The sequence below is a fragment of the Streptomyces sp. NPDC058796 genome, assembly GCF_042745235.1.
GTDB lineage: Bacteria > Actinomycetota > Actinomycetes > Streptomycetales > Streptomycetaceae > Streptomyces.
This window is the reverse complement of record NZ_JBHYOP010000008.1, coordinates 354,096-369,285: the sequence shown is the minus strand read 5'-3', so window position 1 is coordinate 369,285 and position 15,190 is coordinate 354,096. Positions and strand designations below refer to the sequence as shown.

Genomic DNA, 15,190 nt, shown 5'->3' with positions numbered 1-15,190 from the left:
AGCAGCACCGGCATGCAGACCTTCCTCCCCCACCCCGGGTTCCGGGAGTCGGCGCTCGCCCTGGACCGCCGCCGCCTCGGCAAGCAGCGGGTCGAGGCGCTCCAGGTGCTGCGGGGCCTGACCGTGCCGGGCTACGGGTGGCGCCGGCACCCGGCCGTGCGCATGTGGACGGGTTACGAGGAGGCCCTCGTCCGGTACGGCCTGGAGATCTGCCGGGTCTGGCGGGAGCAGGGGCACCAGGACAGCGTCGCGGCCTCCCTCGTCGCCGGACTCGCCGCGTGCCGACCGGGCGAACCGGTGCGGGACCAGGCGGAGCTGGCAGGGGTCGGCGAGTTGCCGCCCTGGCTCGGTGACGAGGCCTTCCACCGCAGCCACCGGTCGGCGCTGGTGCGCAAGGACCCGGAGGCGTACGCCGGGCTGTTTCCCGGCGTCCCCGACGACCTGCCCTACGTGTGGCCGGCCTCGGACCGGGAAGGGGAGAGGGGCGCCTGAAGGGGCGTCAGGCCTGCTGCTCGCCGGCGAGTTCCTTCAGGTCGACCGTCTGGTCGGCCGGCGGCTGCTCGGCCTGAACCGGCTCGTTGTACTCGCTGAAGGTGACGCTGCCGGAGTTCTCGCCGCCCTCGGTGGTGGACTTCAGGATGTACGGCTCGCCCTCCGTGGCGACGTACAGGGCGAGGGTCTCGCCGCCGGAGGTCTTCTTGGTCAGCTTCAGGGCCTCCTCGCCGCCGACCTCCGTCGTGCCGTCGCGCTTCATGCCCTGGCGTTCCGACTTGTCCTCGTCCATGGCCGCGACGAAGCCCTGCTTGTCGCAGACCCCGGCGGTCGCGGCGTCGCTCGCCGGCATCTTCACCCACTTGCCGTCGAGCCTCTGCGCCATCCGCTGCGACGCCCCGGGCTGCTGTCGCAGCGCGTTCTGCCAGTACCGCTCGTCACCGCGCAGGTAGAGCGTCGCGTCGGTGTGCCGCACGTCGGCCCGGGCGTCGCCGGTGCCGATGGTGCCCTCGCAGTTCTTCTCCTGGTCGACCGAGACGTCGATGGTGACGGTGCCGCCGTCCTCCGGGCGGACGTCGCCCTTCATGTGCAGGGACTTGGCCTGCCGGGTCGCTTCGACGGCCTTCGCCGCGATGTCGTCGGCGCTCTGCCCCTCGAACGGTTCGCTGCCGCCGCCGGAATCGCCGCAGCCGGCCAGTAAGGCGACGGAGACGCTCGCGGTCGCCACAGCGGTCGCTACTTTGATGATGCGCACTGGCGGTTTCCTCCCATGTCGGTTCATGACCGTCTCATGACTGTCAAATCCCTTGCCGTCCCGTTGTGTTGGCATCGGGACGTTCCGACTACCCCGATTCCTGTGACATGCACGCGGTGGAGAACCCGTGACGCCCGTGTGAGGGCCTGTCGGTCCGATTGGTCCCCGATGAGGCCCGTCCGGTGGACCCCATGACGGGCCGCCGTGCTTCCTAACGTCGTGGCCATGAACGCCACCACCACGCGCGGGGCCCTGCTCGCCGCGCTCGCCTGTGTCCTAGTCGGAGGGTCCTTCACCGCCAACAGCCTGCTCGGCGACTATCCGTACGCGGGCGGCCAGTTCCTGCGCTACGCGCTGGCCTTCCTGCTGCTCGTCCCGCTCGCCGGCCCCGGCGCGAGGGCCCGGCTGCGCGCGCTCGGGGCCGGCCGGTGGCTGCGGCTGGCGCTGCTCGCGGCCGTCGGCATGGTCGGCTTCAACCTCGCCGTGCTCGCCGCCGAACGCACCGCGGAACCGGCGGTCCCCGGTGTCTTCGTCGGCTGCGCCCCGGTGGTCGTCGCCGTGGTCGTCCCCCTCCTGGACGGGCGCCGGCCGCAGCGCGTCGTGCTGTACGGCGCGCTGTTCGTGGCCGTGGGCGCTTTCACCGTCCAGGGCTGGGGGCGGACCGACGCGGCGGGCATCGCCTTCTCCGTGTGCGCCCTGGTCGGCGAGGTCGGTTTCGCCGTCCTCGCGGTGCCCGTGCTGCGGCCCCTGGGCCCCCGGCTGCTGTCCACCGCGGTGTGCGGGATCGCGGCGGTGGAGTCGGCGCTGGCCGGGCTCCTGATCGACGGCTCGGACTGGCTGCGGCGGCCGGACGCGGTCGAGGCCGGGGCCCTGCTCTGGCAGGCGGCGGTGGTCACCGTCGTCGGCTTCGTGTGCTGGTACATGGGCATGCAGCGGATCGGGGCCGAGCGCGCCACGCTGTTCTCCGGCCTGATCCCCGTCGCCGCCGCCTGCACGGCCCCGCTCGTCGGCACCGGCTCCTACGGCGCCGCGCAGGCCGTGGGCAGCGCCCTGGTGTGCGCCGGGGTCGCGGTCGGGTCGGGCGCCCTGCCGTGGTTCACGCGCCGGGGCCGCGTGCCGGCGGAACGTCAGCGGGCCTCTGAGCGCTCCATGGAGAAGCTGTAGAGGTCCCTGGAGGTGGTGATCAGCTGCCGCTGCTCCCGCCGGGAGCCGACCATGGGCTGCGAGCCGCGCAGCGGCACCTGGGCGCTCTCCGGCAGGAACCGCACGGTCACCAGGCCGATGACACCCGCCGCCATCAGGTAGTACGCGGGCATCAACTCGTCACCGGTGACGCTCACGAGGGCCTCGGTGAACAGCGGTGTGGTCCCGCCGAAGGCCGCGACGGCGAAGTTGAAGCCGATGCCCATGGCCGCGTAGCGCACGGCGGTCGGGAAGAGCGCGGGCAGGGTGGCGGCGCTCGGCGCGGCGAAGCAGGCCAGCAGGGTGGACAGGAGCAGCACCCCGGCCACCGGCTGCCAGGTGCCGTCCGCCTTGAGGAGCAGGAACGCCGGCACGGCGAGGACGATCATCGCGACCGCGCCGACCGCGTAGAGCGGGCGGCGGCCGACATGGTCGCTGAGCCGGCCGAGGAAGGTGATCAGCAGCACGATCCACACCATGCCGATCAGCACCAGCACGTCGGCGAAGCCGCTGGACCGGCCCAGGGTCTCGGTCTGGTACGTGGGCAGGTAGCCGGTGACCATGTAATTGGTGACGTTGTAGAGCAGCACCAGGCCCATGCAGATGAGCAACGGACGCCAGTGGTCCTTGACGATCGTCTTGAACTCGCTGCCCGCGGACTCCTGCGCGAGGCTCTTCTCGTGCTCGTCGAGCTGCTGCTGGAAGGCCGGCGACTCCTCCAGCTTCAGCCGCATGTACAGGCCGATGAGGCCCAGCGGGCCGGCGATCAGGAAGGGGACGCGCCAGCCCCAGTCGAGCATCTGGCCGTCGGTCAGCGCCAGGTTCAGCACCGTCACCAGCGCCGAGCCGAGCGCGTAACCGACGAAGGTGCCGAAGTCGAGCCAACTGGAGAGGAAGCCGCGCCGCCGATCGGGTGAGTACTCCGCGACGAAGGTGGTGGCGCCGCCGTACTCGCCGCCCGTCGAGAAGCCCTGGAGCATGCGGGCGAGCAGCAGCAGGATCGGGGCGGCGATGCCGATGGAGGCGTAGCTGGGGATCAGGCCGATGGAGAAGGTGCCGATCGCCATAAGGATCATGGTGGCGGCGAGCACCTTCTGGCGGCCGACGCGGTCCCCGAGCGGACCGAAGACGAGACCGCCCAGGGGCCGTACGACGAAGGCGGCGGCGAACGTGGCGAAGGACGAGATGACCTGGGCGGTCGGGGAGGCGCCCGGGAAGAAGACCTTGCCGATGGTGGCGGCCAGGTAGCTGTAGACGCCGAAGTCGAACCACTCCATGCAGTTCCCGAGGGCGGAGGCCCCGACCGCCCGTTTGAGCAGCGGTCCCTCGACGACCTGGACGTCCTCCTCGCGGAAGGCCCGCTTGTTGCGGCGCAGCCGCCGGGTCAGTTCCTCGCGTACCTGCCGGGGCAGGTGCGCGACCGTATTCGGCATCTTCACCCGGCCCAGAGGGCCGGATCCGCCGTCAGGCCTCGCGTCGACCACGCTGCCGCCTCTCCGTCGCTTCACCGCGTCTCCTGAGCGAATTCTGCGCCGCAGTGATCGTCCGGCGCATGCGGAGCGGCTGCCCCAGGGGGGCCTGGGCCCCCGCCCCGGGGCGCGCGGTGGTCCGGTCCACGCCCGCTGCGGCCGCGGGCGTCCCAGGTCGCGCCGGCCGACGCGGTGAGCACGTGCGCCACCGCGCCCGTACGAGGGCGGCCGGCACCCAGGCGGCTGCCCGTACGGGCACGGCGCCGGCGCCGTGCTTGGGCCCGCCCGGCGCCGGAATGGGCTCCCGGGCCCTGCCGATGGGCCCCGCGCGCCGCCTACCGTCACCGCACCGGACGTGGGGACGAGGAGCAGGGAGGCGCGGGGTGCCGCTGTTCGGCAGGGCGGGGCAGGAGCGCGATGGCGGTCGCGCCGGGCGGGACGGCGGGCAGGGCGCCGTGGAGTACCTCGGGATGGTCGCGGTGGCCGGCGCCGTCGTACTGGCCATCGCGGGCACCGCCCTCGGGACGGAGATCGACGACCGGATCATGTGCCAGGTGCAGCGGGTCGTCGGCACGGACGGGTGCGGTTCGCACGACACGGAGGGCGCCCCCGGCCCCGAGGGCCCGCTCCCGCCGGGCGGTGACCCCTTCCAGCCCGCCAAGTGCCTGCTCTCCTCGGAGGAGACCAAGGACACCGTCGTGGTGCAGATCCTGTTCATCAAGATCTCCAGCACCGAGCAGGTCAAGGTGATGCAGTGGTCCGACGGGTCCGTCATGCTCGAACGGGTCACCAGCACGGGCGGCGGCGTGACCGCGAGCATCGGCGCGGACATCCCGGGGCTGAAGAACTGGGGCGGCGGTGCCTCGCTGGGCGGAAGCTACGTCAGGAGCAGCGGCAGCGGCGGACGGTGGCTGTTCGACGCACACGACTCCGACGATCCGCAGGCGGACCTGGAGGCGAACCTCGCTGACGCCGAGCAGTTCGCCGAGTACCTCAAGGCCGCGCACAAGTGCCGTACCCGTCCACCGGGCGCCCGGTCCGCGGAACTCGGCATGATCTGCAGCCACGCCGCGGACGACAAGAAGCCGGACGTCGACCCCGAGAAGGCCCCGGACGTCGACATCACGAAGACCACCACGGAGATCTCCGGCGAGGTGAGCTTCGGCGGCAAGTACGCCAAGGACGACAAGGCGGTGAAGTCCCTGAAGGACGACATCGCCGCCGAGATCCGCAGGAACAACCCGAAGGCCTCCCCGAAGGAGCTGGCGGAGAAGACCGAGAAGGCCCAGGAGACGGTGATCGGCTCGGCGCCCGACACCAAGGACATGGGCAACGGCTCCCTCCAGGGACTGTCCGGCACCATGAGCAAGGACGTCGTGGTGATGCGGGCGAAGACGGGACCGGACGCCGGCAAGATCACCTTCGTGTACACCTTCGAGATGAGCGGCAAGTCCGGCGCCGGCGACCAGACGGGCGCCACGCGCATGCAGCAGATCGCCGTCACCTACGACGCCGAGGCCTACGACCGGGAGGCGGAGGAAGGGCTGCCGCACCGCCCCGAGAAGCTGAAGATCACCACGAGTCAGGAGAGCGGCGGCGGCCCCGGCGTCAGCGTCGGCGCCGGAGTCAACACCGGCCCCGTCACCATCGATGTCGGCGGCGGTGGCGGCAGTACCGAGACCCGGCTGCACACCGAGATCGCGGAGATCACCCTCACCGACGACACGGACCGCGAGACGGTGGAGGACTGGATCCGCGGACGCGGCGACAACCCGGCCGGGCAGGGCGTCCCCTCGCCGTCCTCCCTCGTCGGCCCGCTGCCCGCGGAGGCCGGCCCGATCGACCGCCTGCTGCACGGCAAGGCCCAGATCAGCAGCCTGGACTACGACGTGAACACCGACTGGTGGAACGCCTCGCTCGGCATCGGTTTCGGCGTCTCGGCCGGCTCACTCAACGCGGGCTTCAAACTGTTCGGCATCGACGTGACCCACGAGGAGCGCACCCAGACCATCACCGGCAACCCGGCCTACGCGGGGGCGCCCGGCAGCGACGGCAGCCGCCCCTGGAAGCCGTTCACGAACTGCAGCGACACCGAGCCGATCACCACCTGAGCCGGTGTGCGGCGGAGCGCTCCCGCCGCACCCGGCCGCTCCGGCTCAGGGCTGAGCGGGCATGCTCCAGCAGTTGGAGCGGGCCGGTTCCCCGGAGAGCCGGTCGGTGAGCCAGGAGATGGCCTTGCCCTGGTCGGCGAGGAGCGGGGCGAAGTGGTTGAGCAGGCCGCTGCCGACGCCCGGCAGCACCACCGGGTCGTAGGTGACCTTCGCGCCCTTGCGGCACCAGTCGACGGCCAGTTGCCGGGACTGGTCGTGGGGGACCAGGTCGTCGCTGACACCGGTGGCCACCCGGACCGGGCTGTCCGGCTTGAGCGTGCCGATCCGCTGTTCGGCGAGGAAGTCCTGCAACGCGGGCTCGGCCCGGATGACGTCGCCGAGCGACTGACCGGTCTTCGTCCAGGCGGTGCTGCTGTCGCCTGCGTAGGCGAAGAGCGCGTCGCCGACGCACATCGTCGACAGGTCCTTGAGCGCTTCCTCACCGGCCGGGTTGATGTACCGGTCGGCGATCGGCCGCAGCGCGGGCTCGCTCTGCAGGAAGCCGTTGAGCGACCAGCCCAGGGCGCCGGCGAGGTCGCCACCGTCGATGGCCTCGGTGACCTCGACCAGGTCGGCGGGCGGAGCACCGGCGTAGGTGCCCGCCAGGGGCACGTCCGGGGCGTAGGACGGCTGGAGTTCGGCCGCGGCGGCAGCCGCCCCGCCGCCCTGGCTGTACCCGAACAGCCCGACCCGGGAGTCGGAGGTGACCGACGCCGAGTCGAGCGAGCGGGCGGCGCGTACGGCGTCCAGCACGGCGTGGGCGCCGTCGACACGGTTGACGTAGGTGTGCAGCCGGTCAGTGGCGCCGAGGCCGACGTAGTCGGTGACGACGACGGCGACACCGCGCAGCAGCAGCCGGTACACCGACAGGTCTTCGTAACCCACCGAGACGGTCTGGCCGTTGAACCTCAGCGGGTGCTCCAGGGCCATCGAGGCGGCGCACTGGTCGCCCTGGCCCATGGTGCCGGGGGCGACGGCGGCCATCGGCCTGGGCCCGTCGCCGCGCCACTGGGCGGACGGTTCTATGTAGGCGCCGGTCACGGCGACCGGTTCGCCGTTCGCGTCGGTGGACTTGTACATCAGCCGCGTCGCCCGGCCCGGGAGCGGGCCGCCGAGGCTGGGCAGGCTCAGGGCCAGACGCAGCGGCTCGCTCCGGATCAGCGCGCCGTCGGCCTCGGGCAGGGCGGTCGGCGGGGTGTAGAAGGCGGGGATCTCGATGCCGCGGGAGACCTCCGTGGCGGTGGCCGGTCCGTCGGTCGCCACGGCGGGGACGGCCTGGGCGCCGAGGGCGAGCGCGACGGTGACCGCCGCGGCGAGCGTGCGTGGGCGTGGGGGCATGGCGAACCTCCTGGGGAAGGGCCGGAACCGGTCGTCCGCGGCCTGGCGGGGCCAGGGCCGTGGCCGCGCTGCTCCTGTGGGGTTACGGGACGGTAACCGGGCAGGGGTTACCGTGGGTAGCACCATGCTCATTACGGTTCAGTAACTTGACGTACTGTCTAACAGCGGTCGCGGTGAAGACCGCCTTGGCGTTGGTGTGGGTGCGTTCGGCCGGCCGGCCGAACGGGTAGGGCACCTCGTCCCCCGCGCACTGGCGGACGAACTGGTGCCGGTCGTAGTCGCCCCAGCTCGCCCAGGGCCGGACGGCCGCGCCGTGTTCGCGCACCAGCGCGTCGCAGGCGTCGGCGAAGCTCATGCCCGCGTCGGCCTCGGCCTGGGTGACCCCGGTCAGTTCCGTGCAGAACGCGCTGACCCGGGAACGGGCGGGCCGTACCACGATGCGGTGCCGCTCCACCCGCTCCCGGGCCACGAGGTCGACCACGGCGAGCCCGATCTCGACGACCTCGCTCACCGCGCCAGGGGGCGGCTGCCCCTGCCTCGATGGCGATGACGTTCAGCAGGCCCCCGTGGCCCCCGCCCGCGGCGTGCCGGTCCGTCCCGGCACCGTACGGGGGCACACGAGCACCGTCGTCCGGATTTCCGCCGGGGCTGCGCTACCGGCGGCTGCGCACCAGCAGGTACAGGAAGTACGGCGTGCCGATGACCGCCGTCATGAGCCCCGCGCCGAGCTGGGACGGCGCGATCACCGTGCGGCCGATCAGGTCGGCCGCGCACACGAGCACCGCGCCGAGGAGGATCGCGACGGGCACCACCCGCACGTGCCGCCGGCCCACGAGGGCGCGGGCCGCGTGCGGGGCCACCAGGCCGACGAACCCGATGGTGCCCGCGCACGCCACGGCCGTCGAGCTGAGTACGACGCTCAGCACCAGGAACCCGAGGCGCCCCGGGGCCAGCCGCATGCCGAGCAGCCGCGGGGTGTCCTCGTCCAGGGAGACCAGGTCCAGCTCCGTGCGCCGGGCGACGGCCACACCGATGCCGACGACCAGCGCCAGCGCGACCGGCACGACGTCCGGCATGGTCCGTCCGTACGTGGAACCCGACAGCCAGGTCAGGGCCTTGGTGGCGTTGAACGGGTCGGTGAGCACGATCAGCAGGCTGATCAGCGCCGCCGTGGCGGAGGCCGTGCCGATGCCGACCAGGACCAGCCGGTTCTGCTGGAATCCGCCCCGGGCGGCGAGCCCGAAGACGACGACCGCCGTGATCGCGGACCCCGCGAACGCCGCACCCGCGATGCCCCACGTGCCCGCGACGGGCGCGGTGGTCACCAGGATCACGGCGCCCAGCGCGCCGCCGCCGGTGACGCCCAGGACGCTGGGCTCGGCGAGCGGGTTGCGGGTCACGGCCTGCACCAGCGTGCCGGCCAGGGCGAGCGCCGCTCCCGCGCCGAGCGCGGCGAGTACCCGGGGCACCCGCGTGTCGAGGACGAAGGTGACGGTCCGTCCGGCCCGTCCCTGTGCCCAGTTGACCACGTCACCGAGGAGCAGCTTGCTGTCGCCGACCAGGACGGCGGCGATCACCAGGCCCACCAGGGCGACGACCAGGGCGGCCACGGTGGCCAGGAACACCGTCCGGCTCGGGGTGCGCAGCCGGTCGGGCGCGCCGGCCCCGGCGGTGTCCCGCATCCGGATCGCCATCACGACCAGGAACACGGCGCCGACCAGGCTGGTGACGACGCCCGTGGGCACGGCCACCGAGAGGTCGTCCGCGACGAGCGTCCGCAGCACCACGTCCGAACCGAGGACCAGGGCCGCGCCGGTCAGCGCGGCCGCGGGCAGGGCGGCGCGGGAGCGCGCGTAGCCGCGGAACCGGCGGGCCAGCGGGCGGACCAGGGCGGGGGCGCACAGGCCGACGAAGCCGATCGGCCCGGCGAGCGTGACCGCGGCGGCGGACAGCAGCGCCGCCAGGACGACGACCGTGACGCGGGTCGCCCGGACCGGGACGCCCAGCCCGCGCGCGGCATCGTCGCCGAGGGCGAGCGCGTCTACCCTGCGGGCCGTCAGCAGCAGGCCGACGAGCCCGATCAGGGCGACGGGCAGCATCTGCAGGACGCCGTCGAAGCCGTTCTGGCCGATGCTGCCCTGGTTCCACTGGTAGAGGCCCTCGGTCTGCTCGGGGAAGAGCAGCAGCAGGCCCTCGGTCATGGAGTTCAGGCCCAGCATCAGCGCCGTGCCCGCCAGCACGAGCCGGACCGTGCCCGTGCCGAGGCCGGACAGACCGAGCACGACGGCCGCCGCCGCCAGGCCGCCGAGGAAGGCGACGCCGGAGGAGGCGATCATGGGCAGCGAGACGCCGGTGGCGCCGACGAGGCCGAGCGCCAGGTAGGAGCCCGCGTTGACGGCCAGGGTGTCGGGCGAGGCGAGCACGTTGCGGCTGACCGCCTGGAGGACGGCGCCGGCCATGCCGAGGACGGCGCCGACCAGCAGGCCGGCGGTCATCCGCGGCAGCCGGGAGGCGACGACTACGGAGGCGTCGCCGGCGTCGGCGTGCCCGGTCAGGGCCCGCCACACCTCGGAGGCTCCGACGGCGGCGGTGCCCTGGGTGATGTCGACGACGGCGAGGACGGCGACCAGCAGGACGAGTCCGGCCGTCACCGCGGCCGCACCCGGCCTGGGCGTGGGAGCCGTCGACGGACGGGCAGCGGGTTTGGTTGCGGTGACGGCCATGGCCTCGCTACTTCGTGAGCGCGCCGACGACGGCGTCGATGTACGCCTCCATCGACCCGGGACCACCGAACATCCAGATGCCGTCGTTCAGCCGGTGCACGTCGCCGGCCTTGACGAACGGCAGGGACTTCCACACCGAGTTCTCGGCGAGCGCGCCGGTGAACGGGGTGCTGTTCTTGTCCCCGTCGTTGGCGACGTAGGCGAACTGGACGTCCTTCGGCAGGGCGGTCAGGCCCTCCACGTCGGTGGCGCCGAGACCGTAGGCCTCGTCACCCTTCACCTTCCAGGCGTTCTTCAGGCCGATCGCCTCGTTGACCTCACCGATGAGGGAGGTGGCGGTGTAGGGGCGGATGGAGACCTGGTTGGAGGTGACGTAGCCGTCGGCGAAGGCGATGTTCTCGCCGGCCATGCCGGCGTCCGCGAGGGCCTTCTTGCCCTCGGCGACCTTCGCCTCGAAGTCCTGGCGGACGGTCTCGGCCTTGTCGGTGGTGCCGGTGGCCTTGGCGATGAGGTCGACGTTCTCCAGCATCTGGTCGATCTGGCCGGTGCCGTCGGCGGACTTCACCTCCAGCACCGGGGCGACCTCGCGCATCTGCTTCACGGCGGCCGGCGGCAGGTCCGTGGTGGCGACGATGAGGTCGGGGGCGAGGGAGGCGACGGTGTCCATGCTGGGCTCGCCGCGCGTGCCGATGTCCTTGGGGTCGCCCTTCAGCGGGACCGAGGTGTCCCACGTCTTGTAGCCCTTGACGTCGGCGACGCCGACCGGTTCGACACCCAGCGAGAGCAGGCTCTCGACGACGTTCCACTCGGTGGCGACGACCTTGGTGGCCGGGCCGTCGAGCTTCACCTCGGTGCCCTTGCCGTCCGTGAGGGTGATGGCCTCGGAGGCCTTCTTCTCCTCCGACTTGTCGGCGGCGGGTTCGGTGGTGCCGCAGGCGGCGAGGGTGAGCGCCGCGGCGGTGGTGGCGGCCGCGGTGAGCAGGAGGCGTCTCATGAGGTGGTGCCGAGCCTTTCGGGGGTGCGTATGTGGTGGCGGCCGATCGGGCGGGTGCGCAGCCGGCCGGTGAGGGGGTCGGTGTCGACGTCGATCCGGATGCCGTAGACGGCGGTGAGGCGTTCCGGCGTCAGCACGTCCTCGGGCGGGCCGTCGGCGACGATCCGGCCCGCTTCGAGGAGCGTGATCCGGTCGGCGACGGCCGCCGCCTGGTCGAGGTCGTGCAGGACGACACCGACGGCGATGCCGTGGTCGTCCGCCAGGTCCCGGATGAGGTCGAGGAGTTCTACCTGGTAGCGCAGGTCGAGATAGGTGGTGGGCTCGTCCAGGAGCAGTACGCCGGTCTCCTGGGCGAGGCAGCTCGCGAGCCAGACCCGCTGCAACTGCCCGCCGGACAGGTGGTCGGCGCCGCGGTCGGCGAGGGCGTCGACGCCGGTGAGCGCGAGCGCGCGGTCCACGGCGGCCGGACCGTCCGGGTCCGGGCGCCCCCAGCGCCCCCGGTACGGGTACCGGCCGAACTCGACGACGTCCCGCACGGTCAGCCCGCCCGGCGTCGGGCGCCCCTGCGTCAGCAGGGCGACGTGCCGCGAGAACTCACGGGACGTCAGTGCCAGGCCGTCGGTGTCGTCGTCGATCCTGAGCTTGGCACTGCGGGCCCGCTGCAGCCGGGCGACGGTCCGCAGCAACGTCGACTTCCCGCTGCCGTTGGGACCCACCAGGACGGTCACTTCACCGGGCCTGAGCCTGACCGCCGCGTCGTGCACGACGTCGACACCGTCGTACGCCACGGTGACGTCCGTGGCCGACAGTTCGTGTCCGCGCAGGCGTGGGCTGCCGGCTGCGTCTTCACCAGATCTCACGTGGCGAAGGTTAGCCTAACCTAAAAATGGCTGGTAGAGACGGGGGTCACACAGCTACGGGGCGAGCCGGGCCCGCTGCTTCGTCCGCGCTCGCGCCGTGCCTCAACTCACCTGCCACGACTGGGGTTTCCACAGTCCCGCCCGGTTCAGGGACTGCGGGCAGTGCAGGTAGATCTCGTCGATCTCCAGCAGGAGCGCCAGGTCCGGACGCCGTCCGTCCCGCGCCATGGCGTCGAAGAAGGGCGCGTCGGTGAGGATGCGGGCCCGGCCGTTGACCCGCAGCACCTGCTTGCCGCCGGGGACCAGGTACAGCAGGCCGGCGTGCGGATTGTCGAGGATGTTGTGGAAGCTGTCCCCGCGCCGGTTTCCCGGGCGGTCCGGGACGGCGACGGTGGCGGCGTCGAGGACGTGCGTGAAGCCCGGGGCGTCGCCGCGCGGCGAGACGTCGCAGTTGCCCCGGGCGTCGGAGGTGGCGAGCAGACAGAAGGGGGAGCGGGACAGGATGTCCCGGTCGTCGTCGGTGAGCCGGTCGTGCACCTTGTCGATGACGACGGGCCAGGGCTCGCCGAGCAGCCCGCGCAGCTCGGTGTGCGAGCCGAGTTCGGTCCAGCCGGCTTCACCGGTGGTGTCCGGCCGGTCTCCGGCCGCTTCGATCGTGTGTGGCAAGGCCGGCTCCCGGGTGCGTGCGGGCCGGAGGGGTGCCCTTCCGGCGAGTAGTTGCACGTAAAACCGTATCTGGCGCCGGGTCCGGCCCGTCCGCCGCCGTCAGAAGGCGTACCGGATGCGCAGCCAGGGTGCGTGGGCGGCCACCAGGTCCCGGACCCGCGCCACCGCGTCCGCCTTGACACCCACTCGGTAACGCACGTTCAGCGCGCCGTTCTCGGAGCGCTTGGCCTCCTGGACGTCCGGCCGCCACAGCACCTCCTCGGCGCGCGGGTGCCAGCCGAGATTGACCTCGTGCAGCTCCCGGTTGTGCGTCAGCATGATCACCTCGGCGGCGGCCTGCCGTTTGACCCGGTCCGGCAGGACGTCGTCGAGCTGCCGCAGCAGCTCGCCCCAGGCCTCCGCCCAGCCCGGTCGCACGACGACGGGGGACAGGTTGAAGTGCACCTCGTACCCGGCGTCCAGGAAGTCGGCCGCCGCCGCGATGCGCTCGGCGACCGGGGAGGTGCGCACGTCCAGCAGCCGGGAGTCCTCAGGCGGCATCAGGGAGAAGCGGACGCGGGTGCGGCCGCGCGGGTCGAGGGCGAGCAGGTCGGGGTTGACGAACTTGGTGGCGAAGGACGCCTTCGCCGTCGGCCACTGCCGGAAGGCGTGCACCAGGTCGGCGGTGTTGTCGCAGATCAGGGCGTCCACCGAGCAGTCGCCGTTCTCACCGACGTCGTACACCCAGGCCTCGGGGTCGCACTGGTTCGGCCCGGGCTTGGGGCCCTGCCGGGCGATGTGGCGGCCGAGGTGGGCGATGATCCGGTCGATGTTGGTGAAGACGGTGACCGGGTTGGCGTAGCCCTTGCGACGGGGCACGTAGCAGTAGGCGCAGGCCATCGCGCAGCCGTTGGAGGCGCCGGGGGCGATCCAGTCCGCGGACCGTCCGTTGGGGCGGGTGGTCAGCGTCTTCTTCTCGCCCAGGACCAGCGTCTCGCCCTTGACCCGAACCCAGCGCTCCACGTTGCCCTCGTTGCCGTGCAGCCCGGGGATGCGCCAGTGGGAGTCCACCTCGACGACGCGGGCGTCGGGAAAACGGGCGAGGACCTGCCGGCCGCGCGGGGACGCGGCCGCCGCCGGTTCGGCGTGGATCTCCCGGACCGGCAGCAGGCGCCGGGCGGCGGCGGAGTCCCGGAAGAGCGGACCGGCGGGCGCGGCGGCCGACGGCCCGGGGGCCAGGGCGTCGAGGCCGAACAGGGTGCCGGAGCCGTCGTCCGGTGCGGTGGACGGGTCGTGCATGGGGGGCTCCGGGAGGCGAGGGTGCGGCGGGGGCCCGGCGGCGGTCGGCCGGTCCCGTCCCTCCACTGTACGGAGCGGGCGCGAGAGCCGGCCGTGTCACGCCGCCCGTCGGGGGCATACGCGTGACACGGCACCGGCCCGGTGCCCCCGATCCGAAGGGAGACCCACCGTGCTCGCCATCGTCGCGGCGGTCCTGTTCCTCATCGCCTGGCTGATCAACGCGGCGGAGATCTCGACCAACGACATCTTCACCGCCACCAACGTCATGCTCATCGGCCTCGCCCTGCTGGCCCTGCACGTCGCCGGGATCGGCAGCGGCTGGGGGGCACGCGGGCGCCGCCGCTGATCCGCACCGCGGGCACGCCGGCCCCGGACCTCCGGGTCAGGGGATGCGCGCCACGCCCGCGTAGATGCCGCTTTCCTCGGGCGCCGGCCGCTCCTGGCCCTCGCCGTACCACTCGGTGGCCGTGACCAGACCGGGCGGCAGCAGCTCCAGCCCGTCGAAGAAGCGCGCCACCTCCGCCCGGGTGCGGAAGCCGAGCTCGATGCCGCCCTTGGCGTACTGGGCGATCACGTGCTCCGCCAGCTCGGGGAAGAGGTCGATCGCGGCGTGCGAAAGGACCAGGTGACTGCCCGGGGGAAGTGTCCCGACGAGTCCGCGCACGATGCCGTGGGCGTCCTGCTCGTCCGTGATGAAGTGCATCAGGGCGATCAGCGACAGGGCGATCGGCCGGTCGAAGTCCAGGACCTCACGGGCGTGCCGCACGATCTCGTCCGGCTCCCGCACATCCGCCTGGATGTAGTCGGTGACCCCCTCGGGGCTGCTGACCAGGAGTGCCTGAGCGTGCCGCAGCACGATCGGGTCGTTGTCGGCGTAGACGACCTTGGCCGCGGGCACCGTCCGCTGGACGATCTGGTGCAGGTTGGGCTCGGTCGGGATGCCCGTGCCGATGTCGAGGAACTGGTCGACGCCCCGGGCGGCGAGGTGCGCCACCGCGCGGTTCATGAACGCGCGGTTCTGCCGCGCCGCGTCCCGCGCCTCGGGCGGCAGTGTCTCGCCCACCGCCTCGTCGACGGGGTAGTTGTCCTTGCCGCCCAGCAGCCAGTCGTAGACCCGCGCCGGGTGGGCCCGGCCGGTGTCGATCCGGGGGTGCTGGGAATGGTCCGTCGTCATGGCAGGCTCCGTGGTCCGGGAGGTGACGCTCCGCCGCGATTTTCGATCATCGTACTGCCCCGCGGTCCGCGCCATGGGCCCTGCGCCTGGCGGAAGTTGGCGATCACCGC

Annotated in this window: 13 protein-coding genes and 1 pseudogene; 4 read left to right on the top strand and 10 right to left on the bottom strand. The window is 72.7% G+C overall.

What is annotated here, in order from left to right; all coding sequences use genetic code 11:
* Positions 1 to 12 precede the first annotated feature (12 nt).
* Positions 13 to 492 (top strand): MSMEG_6728 family protein, encoded by a 480-nt coding sequence (locus tag ACFW47_RS22145; protein WP_386283648.1) that lies wholly within the window; start codon positions 13 to 15, stop codon positions 490 to 492.
* Positions 493 to 499: 7 nt separating this feature from the next.
* Here the strand turns inward: ACFW47_RS22145 and ACFW47_RS22140 are convergent, their stop codons facing one another.
* Complete coding sequence (locus tag ACFW47_RS22140) at positions 500 to 1,246, bottom strand: hypothetical protein (protein WP_386306768.1); 747 nt, start codon at positions 1,244 to 1,246, stop codon at positions 500 to 502.
* Between the two features lie 225 nt (positions 1,247 to 1,471).
* Between ACFW47_RS22140 and ACFW47_RS22135 the strand changes: the two genes are divergently transcribed.
* A complete protein-coding gene (locus ACFW47_RS22135; protein WP_386306767.1) occupies positions 1,472 to 2,410 on the top strand; it encodes a DMT family transporter in 939 nt (312 codons plus the stop codon).
* Here ACFW47_RS22135 and ACFW47_RS22130 read toward each other — a convergent pair.
* On the bottom strand, positions 2,374 to 3,861 hold the full coding sequence (locus ACFW47_RS22130; RefSeq protein WP_386306765.1) for an MFS transporter: 1,488 nt from the start codon (positions 3,859 to 3,861) through the stop codon (positions 2,374 to 2,376). The two genes, ACFW47_RS22135 and ACFW47_RS22130, sit on opposite strands and share 37 nt — an antisense overlap.
* 419 nt (positions 3,862 to 4,280) lie before the next feature.
* Between ACFW47_RS22130 and ACFW47_RS22125 the strand changes: the two genes are divergently transcribed.
* Positions 4,281 to 6,008 (top strand): hypothetical protein, encoded by a 1,728-nt coding sequence (locus ACFW47_RS22125; protein ID WP_386306764.1) that lies wholly within the window; start codon positions 4,281 to 4,283, stop codon positions 6,006 to 6,008.
* Between the two features lie 45 nt (positions 6,009 to 6,053).
* Here the strand turns inward: ACFW47_RS22125 and ACFW47_RS22120 are convergent, their stop codons facing one another.
* The 7 genes and pseudogenes from ACFW47_RS22120 to ACFW47_RS22090 form a co-directional block, all read right to left on the bottom strand.
* Positions 6,054 to 7,385 carry a lipase family protein gene (locus ACFW47_RS22120; protein WP_386306762.1) on the bottom strand — a complete coding sequence of 444 codons (1,332 nt, stop codon included), beginning with the start codon at positions 7,383 to 7,385 and terminating at the stop codon, positions 6,054 to 6,056.
* Between the two features lie 172 nt (positions 7,386 to 7,557).
* Positions 7,558 to 7,945 (bottom strand): annotated as a pseudogene (locus ACFW47_RS22115) (exonuclease domain-containing protein); the annotation flags it as partial.
* Positions 7,946 to 8,038: 93 nt separating this feature from the next.
* Positions 8,039 to 10,108 carry an iron ABC transporter permease gene (locus ACFW47_RS22110; RefSeq protein ID WP_386306760.1) on the bottom strand — a complete coding sequence of 690 codons (2,070 nt, stop codon included), beginning with the start codon at positions 10,106 to 10,108 and terminating at the stop codon, positions 8,039 to 8,041.
* A 7-nt stretch (positions 10,109 to 10,115) separates the two neighbouring features.
* Entirely contained in the window at positions 10,116 to 11,102 is a 987-nt protein-coding gene (locus tag ACFW47_RS22105; protein WP_386306759.1) for an ABC transporter substrate-binding protein, read from the bottom strand.
* Positions 11,099 to 11,962 carry a siderophore ABC transporter ATP-binding protein CdtA gene (gene cdtA, locus ACFW47_RS22100; protein WP_386283629.1) on the bottom strand — a complete coding sequence of 288 codons (864 nt, stop codon included), beginning with the start codon at positions 11,960 to 11,962 and terminating at the stop codon, positions 11,099 to 11,101. The genes ACFW47_RS22105 and cdtA overlap by 4 nt, the downstream gene beginning before the upstream one ends.
* Positions 11,963 to 12,064: 102 nt before the next feature.
* Positions 12,065 to 12,628, bottom strand: a complete 564-nt coding sequence (locus tag ACFW47_RS22095; protein ID WP_386283626.1) for an MSMEG_1061 family FMN-dependent PPOX-type flavoprotein — start codon at positions 12,626 to 12,628, stop codon at positions 12,065 to 12,067.
* Positions 12,629 to 12,727: 99 nt separating this feature from the next.
* Positions 12,728 to 13,906, bottom strand: a complete 1,179-nt coding sequence (locus ACFW47_RS22090; RefSeq protein ID WP_386283625.1) for a spore photoproduct lyase family protein — start codon at positions 13,904 to 13,906, stop codon at positions 12,728 to 12,730.
* 169 nt (positions 13,907 to 14,075) lie between these two features.
* Between ACFW47_RS22090 and ACFW47_RS22085 the strand changes: the two genes are divergently transcribed.
* Entirely contained in the window at positions 14,076 to 14,252 is a 177-nt protein-coding gene (locus ACFW47_RS22085) for a hypothetical protein (protein WP_386283622.1), read from the top strand.
* A 36-nt stretch (positions 14,253 to 14,288) separates the two neighbouring features.
* Here ACFW47_RS22085 and ACFW47_RS22080 read toward each other — a convergent pair whose 3' ends face one another.
* The gene (locus ACFW47_RS22080; protein WP_386283620.1) at positions 14,289 to 15,080 is read right to left on the bottom strand and encodes an SAM-dependent methyltransferase; all 792 of its coding nucleotides are present in this window, start codon (positions 15,078 to 15,080) and stop codon (positions 14,289 to 14,291) included.
* Between the last annotated feature and the right edge of the window lie 110 nt (positions 15,081 to 15,190).

Excerpts from the sequence above, each read along its gene's own strand:
- ACFW47_RS22145 (WP_386283648.1), top strand. The coding sequence starts at position 13 with ATGCAGACCTTCCTCCCCCACCCCGGGTTCCGGGAGTCGGCGCTCGCC.
- ACFW47_RS22135 (WP_386306767.1), top strand. The coding sequence starts at position 1,472 with ATGAACGCCACCACCACGCGCGGGGCCCTGCTCGCCGCGCTCGCCTGT.
- ACFW47_RS22130 (WP_386306765.1), bottom strand. The coding sequence starts at position 3,861 with ATGCCGAATACGGTCGCGCACCTGCCCCGGCAGGTACGCGAGGAACTG.
- ACFW47_RS22120 (WP_386306762.1), bottom strand. The coding sequence starts at position 7,385 with ATGCCCCCACGCCCACGCACGCTCGCCGCGGCGGTCACCGTCGCGCTC.
- ACFW47_RS22110 (WP_386306760.1), bottom strand. The coding sequence starts at position 10,108 with ATGGCCGTCACCGCAACCAAACCCGCTGCCCGTCCGTCGACGGCTCCC.
- ACFW47_RS22105 (WP_386306759.1), bottom strand. The coding sequence starts at position 11,102 with ATGAGACGCCTCCTGCTCACCGCGGCCGCCACCACCGCCGCGGCGCTC.
- ACFW47_RS22090 (WP_386283625.1), bottom strand. The coding sequence starts at position 13,906 with ATGCACGACCCGTCCACCGCACCGGACGACGGCTCCGGCACCCTGTTC.
- ACFW47_RS22080 (WP_386283620.1), bottom strand. The coding sequence starts at position 15,080 with ATGACGACGGACCATTCCCAGCACCCCCGGATCGACACCGGCCGGGCC.